Below are 16,737 nucleotides of genomic sequence, written 5' to 3'. Positions count from 1 at the left end.
ATTGGTCTGGACCAAACTGCGTCCACACAGAGTGGCCACTCGCGTAACCGCCCAACTCCTCGCCCCCAGGAGGCAGTAGTGGAACACGCACGCCCACGGCGCACCGCCCTCAGAGCCGCGGCGGCCGTCGGCGCCGCGGCCCTCGCGGTGGCGGGACTCGTCGCCACGTCCGGCAGCGCCAGTGCCGCGGACCCCGAGCTCGTGACCAACGGCGGCTTCGAGAGCGGCCTGACCGGCTGGACCTGCACCGCCTCCAGTGGCACCGCCGTGAACGGCCCGGTGCACGGCGGCGGCAAGGCCCTGCAGGCCACCCCGTCCTCCTCGGACAACGCGCGCTGCTCGCAGACGATCAGCGTCCGGCCCAACTCCACCTACCGGCTGAGCGCCTTCGTCCAGGGCAGTTACGTCTACCTCGGCGCGACCGGCAGCGGGATGACCGAGGTCTCCACCTGGACCCCGTCCGCGTCCTCGTACCAGCAGCTGTCCACCGGCTTCACCACCGGCGCGAGCACCACCTCGGTCACGGTCTACGTGCACGGCTGGTACGCCCAGCCCGCCTTCCTCGCCGACGACGTGAGCCTGCTGGGCGCGCCCGGAACCGCGACGCCCACCCCGACACCGACGCCGACGGACCCCACCCCGACTCCCACCCCGACGCCCACGCCCACGCCCACGCCAACGCCCACGCCCACGGGTGGTGGCTCGCTGCCCAAGCACGTGCTGACCGGCTACTGGCAGAACTTCAACAACGGCGCGACCGTCCAGACCATCGCGCAGGTCCCGGCCCAGTACGACATCATCGCCGTCAGCTTCGCCGACGCCACGACCACGCCGGGCGCGGTCTCCTTCACGCTCGACCCGGCCCTCAACTACCCGGTGAACCAGTTCAAGGCCGACGTCGCGGCCAAGAAGGCGGCCGGCAAGAAGGTCGTCGTCTCCGTCGGCGGGCAGAACGGCACGATCAGCGTCAGCGACTCCGCCTCGGCGAACAACTTCGCCAACAGCGTCTTCTCACTGATGCAGACCTACGGCTTCGACGGCGTCGACATCGACCTCGAGAACGGGATCAACGCGACCTACATGACGCAGGCGCTGCGCTCGCTGTCGGCCAAGGCCGGCTCCGGGCTGGTCATCACGATGGCCCCGCAGACCATCGACATGCAGTCGACGTCCTTCGGCTACTTCCAGACCGCGCTGAACATCAAGGACATCCTGACCGTCGTCAACACCCAGTACTACAACAGCGGCACCATGAACGGCTGCGACGGCAAGGTGTACGCGCAGGGCACGGTCGACTTCATCACCGCGCTGGCCTGCATCCAGTTGCAGAGCGGTCTCGCCCCCTCCCAGGTCGGCATCGGCCTGCCGGCCTCGACCCGGGCGGCCGGCGGCGGCTACGTGTCGCCGGCCGTGGTCAACAACGCGCTGGACTGCCTGACCAAGGGCACCAACTGCGGCTCCTTCAAGCCCCCGACGACCTGGCCGGGGCTGCGCGGCGCGATGACCTGGTCCACCAACTGGGACGCCACGAACGGCAACGCCTTCTCGAACACCGTCGGCCCCCACCTGCACGGGCTGCCGTAACCGGCGGGACCGGTCACCGACGCACCGCGCCCCCGGGAGAGGTCCCGTCCCCCGGGGGCGCGGTGTCCCGCCGGCCCTGGGCCGCGCCGGGCTAGACGACCACGCTCAGCGCGCCGGCCACCGCGAACCCCGCCACCGACAGGACGGACTCCAGCACCGTCCATGTGCGCAGGGTGTCGCGCTCGCTGATGCCGAAGTACTTGGCGACCATCCAGAAGCCGCCGTCGTTGACGTGCGAGGCGAAGATCGAGCCGGCCGAGATCGCGACGATGACCAGCGCCAGGTGCGCCTGGGAGGCGTGGCCCGAGGCCAGCACGGGCTGGACGATGCCCGCCGTGGTCACGATCGCGACCGTCGCCGAACCCTGCGCCACCCGCAGCGCCACGCTCAGCAGCCAGGCCAGCAGGATCACCGGCAGCCCCGCCTCGCCGAAGGCCCGTGCCAGCGCGTCGGCGATGCCGCTCGCCTTGAGCACCGCGCCGAAGACCCCGCCCGCCCCGACCACCAGCAGGATGTTGCCGATCGGCTTGAGCGAGGCGGTGGACACCGTCTCCAGGCTGCGCCGGCTCCAGCCGCGCCGGATGCCCAGCAGCCAGTACGCCAGGAACAGGGCGATGGTCAGCGCCACGAAGGGGTGGCCGAAGAAGGTGAGCAGCGAACGGGCCGTGCCCTCCCCCATCGTGACGGAGGAGAAGGTGGCCAGCAGGATCAGCACCAGGGGCGTACCGATGATGGTCAGCACGATCCGCACCGACACCGGCTCCTGCGACGGCGCGCCCTCGGCGCGCACCGCCTCGCGGGCCTCCTCCACCGCGTCGGCCATGTCCTGCGGCACGGGGACGAAGATGCGCCGCCCGATCCACGCCGAGTACGCCCACGCGGCCAGCACCGCCGGGACGCCGCAGACCACACCCATGAGCACCACCCAGCCGAGGTCCACCTCGAACACGGCGGCCGCGGCGACCGGCCCGGGGTGCGGGGGCAGGAAGGCGTGCGTCATGGAGAGCCCGGCCAGCAGCGGCAGGCAGTAGAGCAGGATCGACCGGCCGCCGCGCTTGGCGGCCGCGTAGACCAGTGGCGCCAGCACGAAGATGCCGACGTCGAAGAAGACCGGGATGCCGAAGACCAGACCGGTCAGGCCCATCGCGAGCGGCGCGCGCCGCTCGCCGAAGGCGCCCAGCAGCCGGGTGGCGAGGGCCTCGGCGCCTCCGGAGATCTCCAGGATCGCGCCGAGCATCGTGCCGAGACCGATGATGATCGCGACATGGCCGAGGATGCCGCCCATGCCCGTCTCGATGAGGCTGGTGGCGGTGGACCGCTGGACGGTGCCGAAGAGTTCGGTGACGCTCAGCCCCGCGGCGAGCGCCACCGCGATGGAGACGGCGAGCAGGGCGACGAACGGCTGCAGCCGCGCCTTGATGATGAGGAGGAGCAGAAGGACGATGCCGAGGACGGCCACGGTCAGCAACCCGGCGGTGCCGGGGATCAGGGCTATGAGGCCGCCGGTGTGGGGGACGGTTTCCGGATTCACTCAGGGCTCCCGGGGGGTTTCGGGCATGGGGGGACCACGGGACGGCGTGCGGGTGAAGCGGTGGGACGACGGACGCGGTGGGTCCGGGGGTCAGTCCAGGACGGCGAGCGCGTCGATCTCGACGAGCAGCCCGGCCGGCAGGCCCACGTAGACCGTCGTACGGGCGGCGGGGGCGCCCTCCAGACCGGCGAAGAACTCGTCGAAGAGGGCGTTGAACTCGGGGAAGTGCGCGGTGTCGGTGAGATAGACCCGGATCATGACGACGTCCTCCCAGGAGGAACCGCCGGCCTCCAGCACCGCCTGCACGTTGGCCAGGGTCTGCAGGGACTGCTCCCGCAGTCCCGGACCGACGGGCGCGGGTGCCTGTCCCGGCACGGCGGGGCCGAAGCCGACCTGACCGGCGACCTGCAGGATGCCGCCCTTGCGGACGCCGTGGGAGAACCTGGCCGGCGGGGCGGTGTGGCCGGCCGGGGTGATCGCGGTCTTCTCGCTCATCTGGTTCCTTCGCTCGGTCTTCCGGAGTACTCGCGGCTGATCGCCTCCGCGGTGCGCTGGACCTGCGGACGCAGCTTCAGCAACTCCTCCGCGCTGACGACCACATTGGGGGCGGAGAGGGAACAGGCGGCCGCCACGCGCCCGTCGGCGCCGCGGATCGGCGCGGCGACGCAGTTGATGGACTCCTCGTGGCCGCCGAGGTCGCTCGCCCAGCCCTGCTCGCGGACCCGGGCGAGCTCGGCGAGATGGGCGGCGGCGTCGGTGGTGGAACGGGGGGTGTAGCGCGGGTAGTCCAGGGTCTGCACGACCGCGCGCCGCTCCGCCTCGGGGAGGTCGGCCAGGAGCAGTTTCGCCACGGCCGCCACGGTGATGGCGACGGGCCTGCCGATCCGCGAGTACATGCGCACCGGGTAGCGGCTCTCCACCTTGTCGATGTAGACGACCTCGCCCTCCTCGTACACCGCGAGGTGGACGGTGTGCCCGGTCAGCTCGTTCAGGGCGGCCAGATGGGGGTGGGCGATACCGCGGACGTCCAGGTTCTCCATCGCCTCCTGGGCGAGGGCGAACAGCCGGGCGCCGAGGCGGTAGCGCTGGTCGTCCTGGCGGTAGACCATGCCGTGCTCGTGCAGGGTGCGCAGCAGGCGCAGCGCGGTGGACTTGTGCACGTCCAGGCGGGTGGCGACCTGTTCGAGGTTGGCGGGCCCCTCCGCGAGCAGGGGCAGGATGCGCAGCGCGCGGTCCACGGTCTGGCTCATGCGCGCAGTCTCCCCCATGCCTCGTCGCCGAGGGCGGCGAGCGAGTCGCCCCGCACCCCGATCACCGCGGCGGCCAGGGCGTGGCCCCGGGCGAGCCGGTCCCGCAGCGGGAGCGCGCGCAGCGTCGCCGACAGGAAGCCCGCGGCGAAGGCGTCACCGGCCCCGACGAGGTCGACGACGGGCACGTCCGGCGCGGGCGCGAACACCCCGTCGGCGCCGCCCTCGTACGCGGTGGCCCCGCGTCCGCCCTGCTTGACGACGAGGACGGCGGGACCCGGCAGGGCCTCGCGCACGGCGTCGGCGTCCGGCAGGCCCCAGGCGGCCCCGGCCTCGTCCTCGCCGACCAGGACGAGGTCGCAGCGGGCGGCGAGCCGGGCGATTCGCGCCGGGTCGGCCGAACGCCACAGAGCGGGGCGGTGGTTGACGTCGAAGGAGACCAGCGGGCGGGCCGGTCCGGGGGCGGTGAGCGCGTGGACGAGCTCCGCGCACCCCGCGGAGAGGGCGGGCGTGATGCCGGACAGGTGCAGGACCCGGCCGGCCCAGGCGTCGCGGCGGGCGACGTTCCCCGGGCCCATGGCCGTGGCGGCCGAACCGGCCCGGTAGTAGGCGATCTCGCCGTCGCCGGTGCGGAAGTAGACCCCGGTCGGGCGGTCAGGGTCGCGGCGCACCCCTGAGACGTCGACGCCGGCCGCCGCGATCGTCGTCACCAGGTGGTCCCCGAACGGGTCGGCCCCCACCCGGCTGATCCAGCGCACGGCATGGCCCAGCCGGGCCAGCGCGCAGGCCACGTTGGACTCCGCGCCGCCCGTCCCGCGGTCGAAGGCGGCCGCGTCGGCGAGGCGTTGCCCCGGCAGGGAGGGGACGAAGGTGACCATGGACTCGCCCACGCACACGACGTCCACGGCCACGGTCCCGGTCACGTCCGCTCCTCTCCGCGCACCGTTGACCCGGTGCTGGCCGGGATGTTAGACAGCGGGAAACACAGCACGCAACGGGCGTTGCACATATTGCAACGGCGCCGGACGGAGGCGGGATGGACCAGGTCACGGGCATCGACGAGCTGCACCGGGAGCGGGTGGACCACCGTTTCAAGGGACTCCCGCCGGACGCCGAGGGGCTGACGGTCGGCGAACTCGCCGCCCAGCGCCGCACCGTCTTCGACGGCGGCTTCACCACCCCGCTGCTGACGCTCTCCGAGCCCGCCCTGGAGCACAACCTCGCCCAGCTCGCCGACTGGACCGGCAGGCACGGCCTCGCCTTCGCACCGCACGGCAAGACCTCCATGGCCCCGCAGCTCTTCGCCCGCCAGCTCGCCCACGGCGCGTGGGGCATCACCGCCGCGACCCCGCACCAGGTGCGGGTCTACCGGGCGTTCGGCGTGCGGCGCGTCTTCCTCGCCAACGAGCTGGTCGACGCGGCCGCGCTGCGCTGGGTCGCCCGCGAGCTGGCCGGCGACCCGGAGTTCCGCTTCATCTGCTACGTGGACTCCGTGCGCGGGGTCGAGCTGATGGACGCGGCCCTCACGGAGGTCGTGGACGTCGTCGTGGAACTCGGCGCGGAGGCGGGCCGCACGGGCGTGCGGGGAGCCGCGGAGGCTGCGCGCGTCGCCGACGCGGTCGCCGCGGCCCGGCACCTGCGGCTGGTCGGCGTCGCGGGCTACGAGGCGGCGGCGCCGGACCCGCGCGGGTGGCTCGGCGAACTGGTCACGCTGGCCCGTGACTTCGACGCGGCCGGACGGTTCACCGGGGCCGGGGAGATCGTGGTGAGTGCGGGCGGCAGCGAGTGGTTCGACGCGGTGGCGGACGCGTTCGGCACGCTCGGGGAACTGTCCCTGCCGGTGCTCGGGCTCCTGCGGTCCGGGGCGTACGTCACCCACGACGACGTCCACTACCGCGATCTGACGCCGTTCCACGACCGCATCCCCGCGGAGGGTTCGCTCGAGCCCGCGTTCCGGCTGTGGACCCAGGTGCTCTCCCGGCCCGAGCCGGGGCTCGCCCTCCTCAACGCGGGCAAGCGCGACGCGCCGTACGACCTCGACCTCCCGGTGCCGCAGGTCGTGCGCCGCGCCGACGGGTCCACCGTCCCGGCGGCCGGGCTCACGGTCACGAAGCTCGCCGACCAGCACGCGTTCGTGGACGTCGCCCCCGGGGCGGGGGACCTGGCGGTCGGCGACTGGGTGGGGCTGGGGGTTTCGCATCCGTGCACGGCGTTCGACAAGTGGCAGCTTGTTCCTGTCGTGGACGCGGGTGGGGTCGTCACGGACTTCGTCCGCACGTTCTTCTGACGGCCGTTGTCTTGTGTGCGGGTCGTTTGTCGTTGGGGTTGGGTCTTTTCCCGCCCGCCCGCCCGTGGCCCCGGTTGGTTGGTGCGGGTCTCGCCGGGTTCGTTGGGTGGGCCGGGGGCGGGGCCTCCGGGGTGGGCATTCTGTACCGCATATTTATGTGCATGGCGGGCGGTCCGGATAGGTGCCGCTCTGCCGCACAACAAATACACGTCAGCGTCCAGAACGCCCACCCCTACGACCCCACCCCCTCCGTATGGCGAGCGACCAACGCCCGGTGGGGGGGATGAAGCAGTCAGGGGTTGCCGCAAGTGCCCTCCTCACCCGCACTGGCCGACCCGGCCCAAGGACGGGGGAGGGCAGGCGGGCGGGAGACGGCCGGAGGGCGGGCGAGGAGGCGGTCCGGGGGTGCCGCAGGTGCCTTACTCACCCCCCACCGGCGTCAGTCGCCCATACGACAGGAGGGGGTGTGCAGGGGTGCGCCCGGAAGCGACGAGCGGTGATGCCGGTGACGCAACAGCCCGGCAAATCCGCGAGCGCTGAGGACGTGCGCCGGCGCGCCACCGACCCACAGACGAACAGAGCGCAGACCCGCACTGACCGCACCGGGGCAACGGGAGGGCGGCGGGAAACCGCCCGCCGCAGGCGCAAACGACCCGCACACGAACAACCGGCCCGCACACAGGAGAGAGGCCCGCATGGACTTGGCGATTCGCGGCGCGCGCATCGTGGACGGGACCGGGGAAACCCCGGCGTACCAGGCGGACGTCCGCATCGAGGGCGGCCGGATCACGGAGATCGGAACGGTCCGCGGCGCACGCCACACCCTCGACGCCCGCGGGCTCGTGCTCGCCCCCGGGTTCATCGACATGCACGCGCACAGCGACCTGGCCCTGCTCACGGACCCCGCGCACGAGGCGAAGGCGGCGCAGGGCGTGACCCTGGAGGTGTTGGGCCAGGACGGGCTGTCGTACGCCCCCGTGGACGACGGCACCCTGGCCGGACTGCGACAGCAGCTCGCGGGGTGGAACGGCGACCCCGAGGGCCTGGAGTACGACTGGCGCAGCGTCGGCGAGTACCTGGACCGCCTGGACCGGGGCATCGCCGTGAACGCCGCCTACCTGGTCCCGCAGGGCACCGTGCGGATGCTGGCGGTCGGGTGGGAGGACCGCCCGGCGACCCCGGCGGAGCTGGACCGGATGAGGGAACTGGTCGCCGAGGGGCTGGCGCAGGGCGCCGTGGGGATGTCGTCCGGACTGACGTACACCCCGGGGATGTACGCCTCGGGTGCCGAACTGACCGAGCTGTGCCGGATCGTGGCCGCCCACGGCGGCTACTACTGCCCGCACCACCGCAGTTACGGGGCCGGTGCGCTGGACGCCTACGCGGAGATGGTCGCCGTGACCCGGGAGGCGGGCTGCGCCCTGCACCTGGCGCACGCCACGATGAACTTCGGGGTGAACGCGGGCCGCGCGCCCGAACTGCTCGCGCTGCTGGACGAGGCGCTCGCGGCCGGGTCGGACATCACCCTCGACACGTATCCCTACCTGCCGGGCTGCACGACGCTCGCGGCGACCCTGCCGAGCTGGGCGACGGAGGGCGGCCCGGAGGCGACCCTCGCCCGGCTCCGGGACGACGCGCAGGCGGAGCGCATCCGGCTCGCGATGGAGGTGGAGGGCTCGGACGGCTGCCACGGCGTGCCCGTGGAGTGGCGGACGCTGGAGGTCTCCGGGGTGCGCGAGCCCGCCCTGGCGGGCCATGTGGGGCAACGGCTCACGGACTTCGCGACGGCACGCCGGCTGCTGCTGGCGGACCGCCTGGGCACGACGGTCCTCCAGCACGTCGGCCACGAGGAGAACGTCCGGGCGATCATGCGCCACCGCGTGCACACCGGCGGCAGCGACGGTCTGCTCGTCGGCGACAAGCCGCATCCCCGGGCGTACGGCACGTTCCCGCACTACCTCGGCCACTACGTGCGCGAGCTCGGCGTGCTCGGCCTGGAGGAGTGCGTCGCGCACCTCACCGGCCGTCCGGCGGCGCGGCTGGGCCTGTCCGACCGCGGCCTGGTCCGCGAGGGGTACCGCGCGGACCTGGTGCTCTTCGACGCGGGGACGGTCGCCGCGGGCGCGACGTTCGAGGCGCCGCGCACGCTGCCCACCGGCATCCCGCACGTGCTCGTCGACGGGCGGTTCGTCGTCGAGAACGGCCGCCGGACGGACGTCCTGGCCGGGCGCTCGGTGCGCAACGAGAAAGGGCGGGGAAGGTAGCGCCACTTCACCATTCGGCGCATACGTGGCCAAGAACACGGGGCGGTCCCCGGTACGTGGCCGTAAGCTCACGGACATGCAGGTGATCCAGTCCACGAAGCTCTCCAACGTCTGCTACGACATCCGCGGCCCGGTGCTGGAGGAGGCCATGCGGCTGGAGGCGGCAGGTCACCGCATCCTGAAGCTGAACACCGGCAATCCCGCCGCCTTCGGTTTCGAGTGCCCCCCGGAGATCCTGGAGGACATGCTCCGCTCCCTCGGCGGCGCGCACGGCTACGGCGACTCCAAGGGCATCCTCCCGGCGCGGCGGGCGGTCATGCAGCACTACCAGACCAAGGGCATCGAGCTGGACGTCGAGGACGTCTACCTCGGCAACGGCGTCTCCGAGCTGATCCAGATGTCGATGCAGGCGCTGCTGGACGACGGCGACGAGGTGCTGATCCCGGCGCCCGACTACCCGCTGTGGACGGCCGCGGTCTCGCTGTCGGGCGGCACCCCGGTGCACTACCGCTGCGACGAGCAGGCGGACTGGTTCCCCGACCTCGCCGACATCGAGCGCAAGATCACCGACCGGACCAAGGCACTGGTGATCATCAACCCGAACAACCCGACGGGCGCGGTCTACGACGACGAGCTGCTGCGGCAGCTGACCGACATCGCCCGCCGGCACAACCTGATCGTCTGCTCGGACGAGATCTACGACAAGATCCTCTACGACGGCGTGACCCACACCCCGACCGCGGCGATCGCGCCCGACCTGCTGACGCTCACCTTCAACGGGCTGTCGAAGGCGTACCGGGTGGCCGGCTACCGCAGCGGCTGGCTCGCGGTGTGCGGCCCGAAGGAGCACGCGACCAGCTACCTCGAGGGCCTGACGATCCTGGCGAACATGCGCCTGTGCGCGAACGTCCCGGCACAGCACGCGGTGGCCACCGCCCTCGGCGGCCGGCAGTCGATCAAGGACCTGGTGCTGCCGGGCGGGCGGCTGGCCGAGCAGCGGGACGTGGCGTACGAGCTGCTGACGCAGATCCCCGGGGTCAGCTGCGTGCGGCCGAAGGGCGCGCTGTACGCGTTCCCGCGGCTGGACCCGAAGGTCTACAAGGTCAAGGACGACCAGCAGATGGTGCTGGACCTGCTGCGGGCCGAGCGGATCCTGGTGGTGCAGGGCACCGGCTTCAACTGGCCGGAGCCGGACCACTTCCGCCTGGTCACGCTGCCGGCGAAGGAGGACCTGGCGGACGCGGTGGGCCGGATCGCACGCTTCCTGGACGGCTACGGACAGCCGTAGCCGGGCGCGGGTCGGCAACGGATACCTCGAAACGCTCCCTCCTTAGACTGAGTCCAAGGTAGGATGTACTCCTGTTTGCAGGAGGAGTGCACCCATGTACGAGCCGATCCGCACCAAATCGGTCCATACGACGGCGGCGCCCACCCTTCCGCGTCGGAGTCGTGACGAGGAGCTGGACCTCCAGCTCGCCGGACACCTCGCCGCGCTGCTGACCGTCACCGACGAGCTGCGGGCGCTGGAGCCCTGCCCTGAGCTCGACCGTGCCGCGGAGCAGCTCGCCGAGGCCGTGGCGGGTCTGCACCACGGGCATCCCCCGCTGCGGCTCTCGCCGGCTCCGGCCGGACGGGGGCGGGCGGAGGCGGCCCTGGTGGCGGCCCTGCACCGGAGGGCGCGCGCGCTCGCCGGCCGGGCGCTGGTCGTCGCCGAGTCACGCCAGAACGCGGAGGCCGCGGCGCTCGCCGAGCGCCACCTCGCGGTCCACGCCGCAGCCGCCTAGGAACGCCCGAGGGCCGGGACCGGAGTTCGTGACCTCCGGTCCCGGCCCTCGGTGTGAGGGTCGGCTCGGTCCGCCCGCGGGGCGACGGTCAGGGTCGGGGACCCCCGCGGCCGGGCCGTGCGGACCACCGGGCCGCCCGCCCGCGCCGCACGCACGGGGAGGGCCGGGCCGCCCGGAATCCGGTGGGGCACAGGCCGGGGCCCAGCTAGCCCAGGCGCTCGACCAGGGCCCGGTACTCGTCCCACAGCTCCTTCGGCGTGTGGTCGCCGAAGGTCTCCAGGTGGGACGGGATGAGCGAGGCCTCGTGCCGCCAGGTCTCGACGTCGACGGAGAGCAGCAGGTCGAGGTCCTCCTGGGAGATGTCCAGACCGGCGGTGTCCAGGGAGCCCTCGGCCGGCAGCACGCCGATCGGGGTCTCGACGCCCTCGGCCTGGCCGTTGAGGCGCTCGACGATCCACTTCAGCACCCGGCTGTTCTCACCGAAGCCCGGCCACACGAACCGGCCGTCCGCGTCCTTGCGGAACCAGTTCACGTAGTAGATCTTCGGCAGCTTGGCCGGGTCGTGCCGCCGGCCGAGCTCGACCCAGTGGCCGAAGTAGTCGCCCATGTTGTACCCGCAGAACGGCAGCATCGCGAAGGGGTCGCGGCGCAGCTCGCCGACCTTGCCCTCGGCGGCGGCGGTCTTCTCGGAGGCGACGTTGGCGCCGAGGAAGACTCCGTGCTGCCAGTCGAAGGACTCGGTCACCAGCGGCACGGCCGAGGCGCGGCGGCCGCCGAAGAGGATGGCCGAGATCGGCACCCCCTTGGGGTCCTCCCACTCCGGCGCGATCGTCGGGCACTGCGCGGCGGGGACGGTGAAGCGGGCGTTGGGGTGGGCGGCCGGGGTCCCGGACTCCGGGGTCCAGGGGTTGCCCTTCCAGTCCGTGAGGTGGGCCGGAAGCTCCTCGGTCATGCCCTCCCACCAGACGTCGTTGTCGTCGGTGAGGGCGACGTTGGTGAAGACCGAGTTGCCCCACAGGGTCTTCATGGCGTTGGCGTTGGTGTGCTCGCCGGTGCCCGGGGCGACGCCGAAGAAGCCCGCCTCGGGGTTGATCGCGTAGAGGCGGCCGTCCTCGCCGAAGCGCATCCAGGCGATGTCGTCGCCGATGGTCTCCACGGTCCAGCCGGGGACGGTCGGCTCCAGCATGGCGAGGTTGGTCTTGCCGCAGGCGCTCGGGAAGGCCGCGGCGACGTACTTGGCCTCTCCGCGCGGCGGCGTGAGCTTGAGGACCAGCATGTGCTCGGCCAGCCAGCCCTCGTCGCGGGCCATGACCGAGGCTATGCGCAGGGCGTAGCACTTCTTGCCCAGCAGGGCGTTGCCGCCGTAGCCGGAGCCGTAGGACCAGATCTCACGGCTCTCGGGGAAGTGCGAGATGTACTTGGTGGAGTTGCACGGCCACGGGACGTCCTCCTGGCCGGGCTCCAGCGGGGCGCCGACGGAGTGCACGGCCTTGACGAAGAAGCCGTCCTCGCCGAGCTCGTCCAGCACGTCCCGGCCCATGCGCGTCATGGTCCGCATGGCGGTGGCGACGTACGCGGAGTCGGTGATCTCCACGCCGATCGCGGACAGCTCGGAGCCGAGCGGGCCCATGCAGAACGGGACGACGTACATGGTGCGGCCGCGCATGGCACCGCGGAAGAGTCCGTTCTCGCCGCTGAAGATCTCCCGCATCTCGGCGGGGGCCTTCCAGTGGTTGGTCGGGCCGGCGTCCTGCTCCTCCTCGGAGCAGATGAAGGTGCGGTCCTCGACACGAGCGACGTCGGTCGGGTCGGAGGCGGCGTAGTACGAGTTGGGGCGCTTGATCGGGTCGAGCTTCTTGAAGGTGCCCTTCGAGACGAGCTCGTCCGCGAGGCGCTGGTACTCCTCCTCGGAGCCGTCGCACCACACGATCTCGTCCGGCTGGGTCAGCTCGGCGACCTCGCCGACCCATGCGATCAGTTCCTGGTGATTGGTGGGAGCCGCTTTGACGCGCGCCACGATCGCTCCGTTCCGCCCGGTGTGCACTCACCTGGCGTCAGATTCCGAGGGTGTTGTTGTCGGCCCCTTGGGGGCTGCGACCCGGATGCTGCTGTCGTGGGATGCTCATCCGGTGCCGTCCGCACTCATATGAGTATCAGGACAGGAAACGCGATCTGTCCAGGGCGCGTGGGGTGAGCATCGCCACTCCCAACGCCGGGCGACACCGCCTACTACGGATCGGTAACCTACGCAACCGTAGGTAGCATTGATTTCATGAGCTCCGTGGACGAGACTCCCGTTGTGCCCGCCGCCCTTGAAGAACTCGCATCCGCCGCCGCCCCCTTGAAGCCCAAGCTGAGGGGGTGGCTCCATGCCGGGATGTTCCCCGCCGTCCTCGTCGCGGGGGTCGTCCTGACCGCCTTCGCCGAGAGCACCCGCGGGCGGATCGCCTGCGCGGTGTTCACGCTCACCGCCTGCGCGCTCTTCGGTGTGAGCGCGCTCTACCACCGCGGCGACTGGGGCCCCCGGGCCTCGTCGGTGCTGCGCAGACTGGACCACGCGAACATCTTCCTGATCATCGCGGGGACCTACACGCCCTTCACGCTCCTGCTGCTGCCGGACGGCAAGCAGGAGGTCCTGCTCTGGCTGGTCTGGGCCGGCGCCCTGGCAGGAATCGCCTTCCGGGTCTTCTGGGTGGGCGCGCCGCGCTGGCTCTACACCCCGTGCTACATCGCGCTCGGCTGGGCGGCGGTGTTCTTCCTGCCCGACTTCATGCGGAAGGGCGGCATCGCGGTGCTCGTCCTGATCGTCGTGGGCGGCCTGCTGTACAGCGTCGGAGCGGTGATCTACGGGACCAAGCGCCCCAACCCCTCACCGCGCTTCTTCGGCTTCCACGAGGTCTTCCACTCGTTCACGCTGGCCGCGTTCATCGTCCACTACGTGGGGATCTCGCTGGTGGCCTACAACCACGCGTAGCCCTCCGCGAAGGCCCGGGGCCCCGAGGACCGCGACGGCGGTCCGCGGGGCCCTTCGCGTGCCCGGGGTGAACGACCACTCCTCTTTGAGAGCCACTGCCATTTGACGGTGACTGCCGCATTCCGCTCCGGCACCGCGCGGATGGCCCCGCCCCAGCCGATGCACGACAATGACCGGCGTGACCGTACCGACCAGACCGGGCCTGCGCGAGCGCAAGAAGATCCGGACCCGGTGGGCCATCCGCCGGGCGGCCCACCGGCTCTTCGAGGCGCAGGGGTACGACGGCACCACCGTCGACCAGATCGCGGACGCGGCCGAGGTCTCGGCCAGCACGGTCTTCCGGTACTTCCCCACCAAGGAGGACATCGTCCTCGCCGACGGGTGCAACCCCGTCATCGTGGCCGCACTGCGCGCCCGCCCGGCCCACGAGCCCATCGTCGCCTCGCTGCGGCACGCCCTGCTCGGCCCGCTGCGCGCGATGCCCGCCGACGAGGACGAGTTCGAGGAGATGCGGCAACGGCTGCGCCTGGTGCGCTCGGTGCCCGCAGTCCGCGCCCGCATGGGCGAGAACATCCAGGAGTCCAGCCGGCTGCTGGCCTCCGTCACCGCCGAGCGCCTCGGGCGCCCGGCCGACGACCTCGAGATCCGGGTCGTCGTCGGGGCGCTGACCGGAGCCTGGTCCGAGGCCGTCTTCCACTGGCTCGACTCGGACGGCACCGCCGACCTCGCCGCCGTCCTCGACCGCTCACTGGAACTGCTCGCGGCCAACCTCTGCCGTTAGCCCGTGGCGCGAACGGTGTCCGCGACGGACCGCCCGCAGGGGGACGGCGCGCCGCGAGGCCTCAGCGGGTGCCCAGTTGCTCCGCCAGGGCCTCCGGGTCCGCGGTCGGCGCGGCGCACACGAAGTGGCGGCAGACGTAGGCCGCGGGGCGGCCGTCGAGCAGCGGGCGGCCGTCGAGCAGGGCGTACTCGTCGGTGCCGGGTTCCCCCACCGCGACCACCGCGCCCGGGGCGGTGCCCAGCAGCGCGGTGCGGTGCAGCGCGACCGTCGCCGCGTCGCCGGCCGGGCCCACCACGGCGACCTCGCGGGGCCCGTCGAGCGCCGCCTCGGCGACCGCCAGGCCCCAGCCGATGAACCGCGGCACCCGGCCGGCCAGGGCGCCCACGACGCCCAGCGCCTGCTCGGCGGCCTCGCGGTGGCGCGAGGAGCCGGTGTACGCGGCGTACGACAGCAGCGCGCCGGCCGCCGCCGTCCACCCCGAGGGGGCGGCGTTGTCGGTCGGGTCCTGCGGCCGGCGGATCAGCGTCTCGGCGTCGTCGGCGGTGTCGAAGAGCGTGCCCTCCTCTCCGGTGAAGTGCCGCAGCACGGAGTCGAGCAGGAGCCCCGAGAGGTCCAGCCACACGCCCTCGCCGGTCACCGCGGTCAGCGTGAGGAAGCCCTCCGCGACGTCGCCGTAGTCCTCCAGGACGCCCGCGTTGCCGCCCACCGTGCCGTCCCGCGAGGTCCGGGCGAGCCGGCCGTGCTCGTCCATGTGGACCCGTACCAGCAGGTCCGCGGCCTCGACGGCGGCCGCGACGAGGTCCGGGCGCTCGAAGTACGCGCCGGTCTCGGCCAGCGCGGCGATCGCCAGCCCGTTCCAGGCGGCGACGACCTTGTCGTCCCGGCCGGGGCGGGGCCGCCCCTCCCGGGCGGCGAACAGCCGCTCGCGCACCGAGGCGATCCGCTCCGCGTCCACCAGCCCTCCGTCGGCGGGGAGTTGGAGCACGGAGGCGCCCTCCTCGAAGGTGCCGTCCTCGGTCACCCCGAAGTACTCCGCGGCCAGGGCCGCGTCCGCCTTGCCGAGCACCTCCTCCAGCTCCGCCGGGGTCCAGACGTAGAAGGCTCCCTCGCCGTGGCCGCCGCCCGGCTTGTCGCTGTCGGCGTCGAGCGCGGAGGCGAAGCCGCCCTCGTGGGTGCGCAGCTCGCGGACGAGGAAGTCGGCGGTCTCCAGGGCGACCCTGCGGGCCAGGTCGGAGCCGGTGGCGCGCCACAGGTGGGCGTAGAGCCGGCAGAGCAGGGCGTTGTCGTAGAGCATCTTCTCGAAGTGCGGCACCACCCACTTCCGGTCCACGGAGTAACGCGCGAAGCCCCCGCCGAGCTGGTCGTAGATGCCGCCGCGGGCCATCGCCTCGCAGGTGTCGGCGGCCATCTGGAGCGCGCCCTCGGAGCCGGTGCGGGCGTGGTGCCGCAGCAGGAACTCCAGCGCCATGGACGGCGGGAACTTGGGCGCCCCGCCGAACCCCCCGTAGGTGGCGTCGTAGTCCCGGGTGAGCCCCAGCAGCGCCGCCGCGAGCTGCTCCTCCCCCGGGGCGGCCGTCCCGCCGAGGGCGAGCGAGCGTCCGCCCAGGTCCTTCACGATGCTCGCCGCGACGGCCCCGACCTCGTCGCGCCGTTCGCGCCAGGCCGCCTCGACGCCCTCCAGCACCTGCCGGAAGGAGGGCATGCCGTGGCGCGGGGCGGGCGGGAAGTAGGTGCCGAAGTAGAACGGCTCGCCCTGCGGCGTCAGGAAGACCGTCATCGGCCAGCCGCCCTGCCCGGTCGCTGCCTGCACGGCCTCCATGTAGACGGCGTCGACGTCGGGGCGTTCCTCGCGGTCCACCTTCACCGACACGAAGTGCTCGTTGAGGTAGGCCGCGGTCGCCTCGTCCTCGAAGGACTCGCCGGCCATGACGTGGCACCAGTGGCACGAGCTGTACCCGACGCTCAGCAGCACCGGGACCCCGCGCTCGCGTGCCTCCGCGAAGGCTTCCGGCGACCAGGGCCACCAGTCGACCGGGTTGTCGGCGTGCTGGAGGAGATACGGCGACGTCGCGTCGGCGAGGCGGTTCGGCATGACCCCATCCTTGCCCATCCCGGCGGCGCTGACCCACTGCGTCCTCGCCGCGCCCCGCCTGTCACCCGGGGGCCGCACCACTGGGCCTGCCGTGAGCGCGAACACCCGCCCCCCGTTCGACGGATTCCACAGCCACGGAGCCCTACGACATACGGGGTGTGACCCGGGTGGGGCCGCCGCCCGGAACTGTAAT

At 72.5% G+C, this 16,737-nt stretch carries 13 protein-coding genes; 7 read left to right on the top strand and 6 right to left on the bottom strand.

Translation table 11 applies throughout. The features are described 5' to 3' along the window. Positions 1 to 78: 78 nt before the first annotated feature. Positions 79 to 1,584, top strand: a complete 1,506-nt coding sequence (locus ACFW3D_RS01165) for a chitinase (protein WP_500499942.1) — start codon at positions 79 to 81, stop codon at positions 1,582 to 1,584. A gap of 91 nt (positions 1,585 to 1,675) precedes the next feature. Here the strand turns inward: ACFW3D_RS01165 and ACFW3D_RS01160 are convergent, their stop codons facing one another. The 4 genes from ACFW3D_RS01160 to ACFW3D_RS01145 all read right to left on the bottom strand — a co-directional run bounded on the left by ACFW3D_RS01160 (position 1,676) and on the right by ACFW3D_RS01145 (position 5,285). Continuing rightward, complete coding sequence (locus ACFW3D_RS01160) at positions 1,676 to 3,115, bottom strand: GntP family permease (RefSeq protein ID WP_500499939.1); 1,440 nt, start codon at positions 3,113 to 3,115, stop codon at positions 1,676 to 1,678. 90 nt (positions 3,116 to 3,205) lie between these two features. Further along, on the bottom strand, positions 3,206 to 3,610 hold the full coding sequence (locus ACFW3D_RS01155) for a RidA family protein (protein ID WP_500499937.1): 405 nt from the start codon (positions 3,608 to 3,610) through the stop codon (positions 3,206 to 3,208). After that, positions 3,607 to 4,365 carry an IclR family transcriptional regulator gene (locus tag ACFW3D_RS01150; protein ID WP_500499934.1) on the bottom strand — a complete coding sequence of 253 codons (759 nt, stop codon included), beginning with the start codon at positions 4,363 to 4,365 and terminating at the stop codon, positions 3,607 to 3,609. The genes ACFW3D_RS01155 and ACFW3D_RS01150 overlap by 4 nt, the downstream gene beginning before the upstream one ends. Further along, positions 4,362 to 5,285, bottom strand: coding sequence for a sugar kinase (locus ACFW3D_RS01145; RefSeq protein ID WP_500499932.1), 924 nt, complete (start codon positions 5,283 to 5,285; stop codon positions 4,362 to 4,364). Before ACFW3D_RS01145 ends, ACFW3D_RS01150 begins: the two co-directional genes overlap by 4 nt. Before the next feature lie 113 nt (positions 5,286 to 5,398). Between ACFW3D_RS01145 and ACFW3D_RS01140 the strand changes: the two genes are divergently transcribed. The 4 genes from ACFW3D_RS01140 to ACFW3D_RS01125 all read left to right on the top strand — a co-directional run bounded on the left by ACFW3D_RS01140 (position 5,399) and on the right by ACFW3D_RS01125 (position 10,697). Next, entirely contained in the window at positions 5,399 to 6,649 is a 1,251-nt protein-coding gene (locus tag ACFW3D_RS01140) for an alanine racemase (protein ID WP_500499930.1), read from the top strand. Between the two features lie 695 nt (positions 6,650 to 7,344). Further along, positions 7,345 to 8,913, top strand: a complete 1,569-nt coding sequence (locus ACFW3D_RS01135) for an N-acyl-D-amino-acid deacylase family protein (protein WP_500499927.1) — start codon at positions 7,345 to 7,347, stop codon at positions 8,911 to 8,913. Positions 8,914 to 8,989: 76 nt separating this feature from the next. Continuing rightward, the gene (locus tag ACFW3D_RS01130) at positions 8,990 to 10,201 is read left to right on the top strand and encodes a pyridoxal phosphate-dependent aminotransferase (protein WP_500499925.1); all 1,212 of its coding nucleotides are present in this window, start codon (positions 8,990 to 8,992) and stop codon (positions 10,199 to 10,201) included. Between the two features lie 94 nt (positions 10,202 to 10,295). Then, positions 10,296 to 10,697 (top strand): SCO4983 family protein, encoded by a 402-nt coding sequence (locus ACFW3D_RS01125; RefSeq protein ID WP_500499922.1) that lies wholly within the window; start codon positions 10,296 to 10,298, stop codon positions 10,695 to 10,697. Between the two features lie 205 nt (positions 10,698 to 10,902). Here the strand turns inward: ACFW3D_RS01125 and ACFW3D_RS01120 are convergent, their stop codons facing one another. Next, positions 10,903 to 12,714: a phosphoenolpyruvate carboxykinase (GTP) gene (locus tag ACFW3D_RS01120; protein ID WP_500499920.1), complete on the bottom strand. Its 1,812-nt coding sequence runs from the start codon at positions 12,712 to 12,714 to the stop codon at positions 10,903 to 10,905. Positions 12,715 to 12,969: 255 nt separating this feature from the next. On the opposite strand from ACFW3D_RS01120, the gene trhA reads away from it, so the two are divergent. Continuing rightward, a complete protein-coding gene (gene trhA, locus ACFW3D_RS01115) occupies positions 12,970 to 13,671 on the top strand; it encodes a PAQR family membrane homeostasis protein TrhA (RefSeq protein ID WP_500499916.1) in 702 nt (233 codons plus the stop codon). 169 nt (positions 13,672 to 13,840) lie between these two features. Beyond that, entirely contained in the window at positions 13,841 to 14,452 is a 612-nt protein-coding gene (locus ACFW3D_RS01110; RefSeq protein ID WP_500499914.1) for an acyl-CoA-like ligand-binding transcription factor, read from the top strand. A 61-nt stretch (positions 14,453 to 14,513) separates the two neighbouring features. On the opposite strand, the gene ACFW3D_RS01105 is transcribed toward ACFW3D_RS01110, so the two are convergent. Then, complete coding sequence (locus ACFW3D_RS01105) at positions 14,514 to 16,544, bottom strand: thioredoxin domain-containing protein (RefSeq protein WP_500499912.1); 2,031 nt, start codon at positions 16,542 to 16,544, stop codon at positions 14,514 to 14,516. Positions 16,545 to 16,737 lie beyond the last annotated feature (193 nt).

The sequence above is a fragment of the Streptomyces sp. NPDC058864 genome, from assembly GCF_042742985.1.
Taxonomy (GTDB): Bacteria; Actinomycetota; Actinomycetes; order Streptomycetales; family Streptomycetaceae; genus Actinacidiphila.
Note: the sequence above shows the minus strand (reverse complement) of the source record. Positions and strands in the feature narration are given on the sequence as shown.

Coding starts and splice junctions, on each gene's coding strand:
- ACFW3D_RS01155 (WP_500499937.1), bottom strand. CDS start 3,610: ATGAGCGAGAAGACCGCGATCACCCCGGCCGGCCACACCGCCCCGCCG.
- ACFW3D_RS01150 (WP_500499934.1), bottom strand. CDS start 4,365: ATGAGCCAGACCGTGGACCGCGCGCTGCGCATCCTGCCCCTGCTCGCG.
- ACFW3D_RS01140 (WP_500499930.1), top strand. CDS start 5,399: ATGGACCAGGTCACGGGCATCGACGAGCTGCACCGGGAGCGGGTGGAC.
- ACFW3D_RS01135 (WP_500499927.1), top strand. CDS start 7,345: ATGGACTTGGCGATTCGCGGCGCGCGCATCGTGGACGGGACCGGGGAA.
- ACFW3D_RS01130 (WP_500499925.1), top strand. CDS start 8,990: ATGCAGGTGATCCAGTCCACGAAGCTCTCCAACGTCTGCTACGACATC.
- ACFW3D_RS01125 (WP_500499922.1), top strand. CDS start 10,296: ATGTACGAGCCGATCCGCACCAAATCGGTCCATACGACGGCGGCGCCC.
- trhA (WP_500499916.1), top strand. CDS start 12,970: ATGAGCTCCGTGGACGAGACTCCCGTTGTGCCCGCCGCCCTTGAAGAA.
- ACFW3D_RS01110 (WP_500499914.1), top strand. CDS start 13,841: ATGACCGGCGTGACCGTACCGACCAGACCGGGCCTGCGCGAGCGCAAG.
- ACFW3D_RS01105 (WP_500499912.1), bottom strand. CDS start 16,544: ATGCCGAACCGCCTCGCCGACGCGACGTCGCCGTATCTCCTCCAGCAC.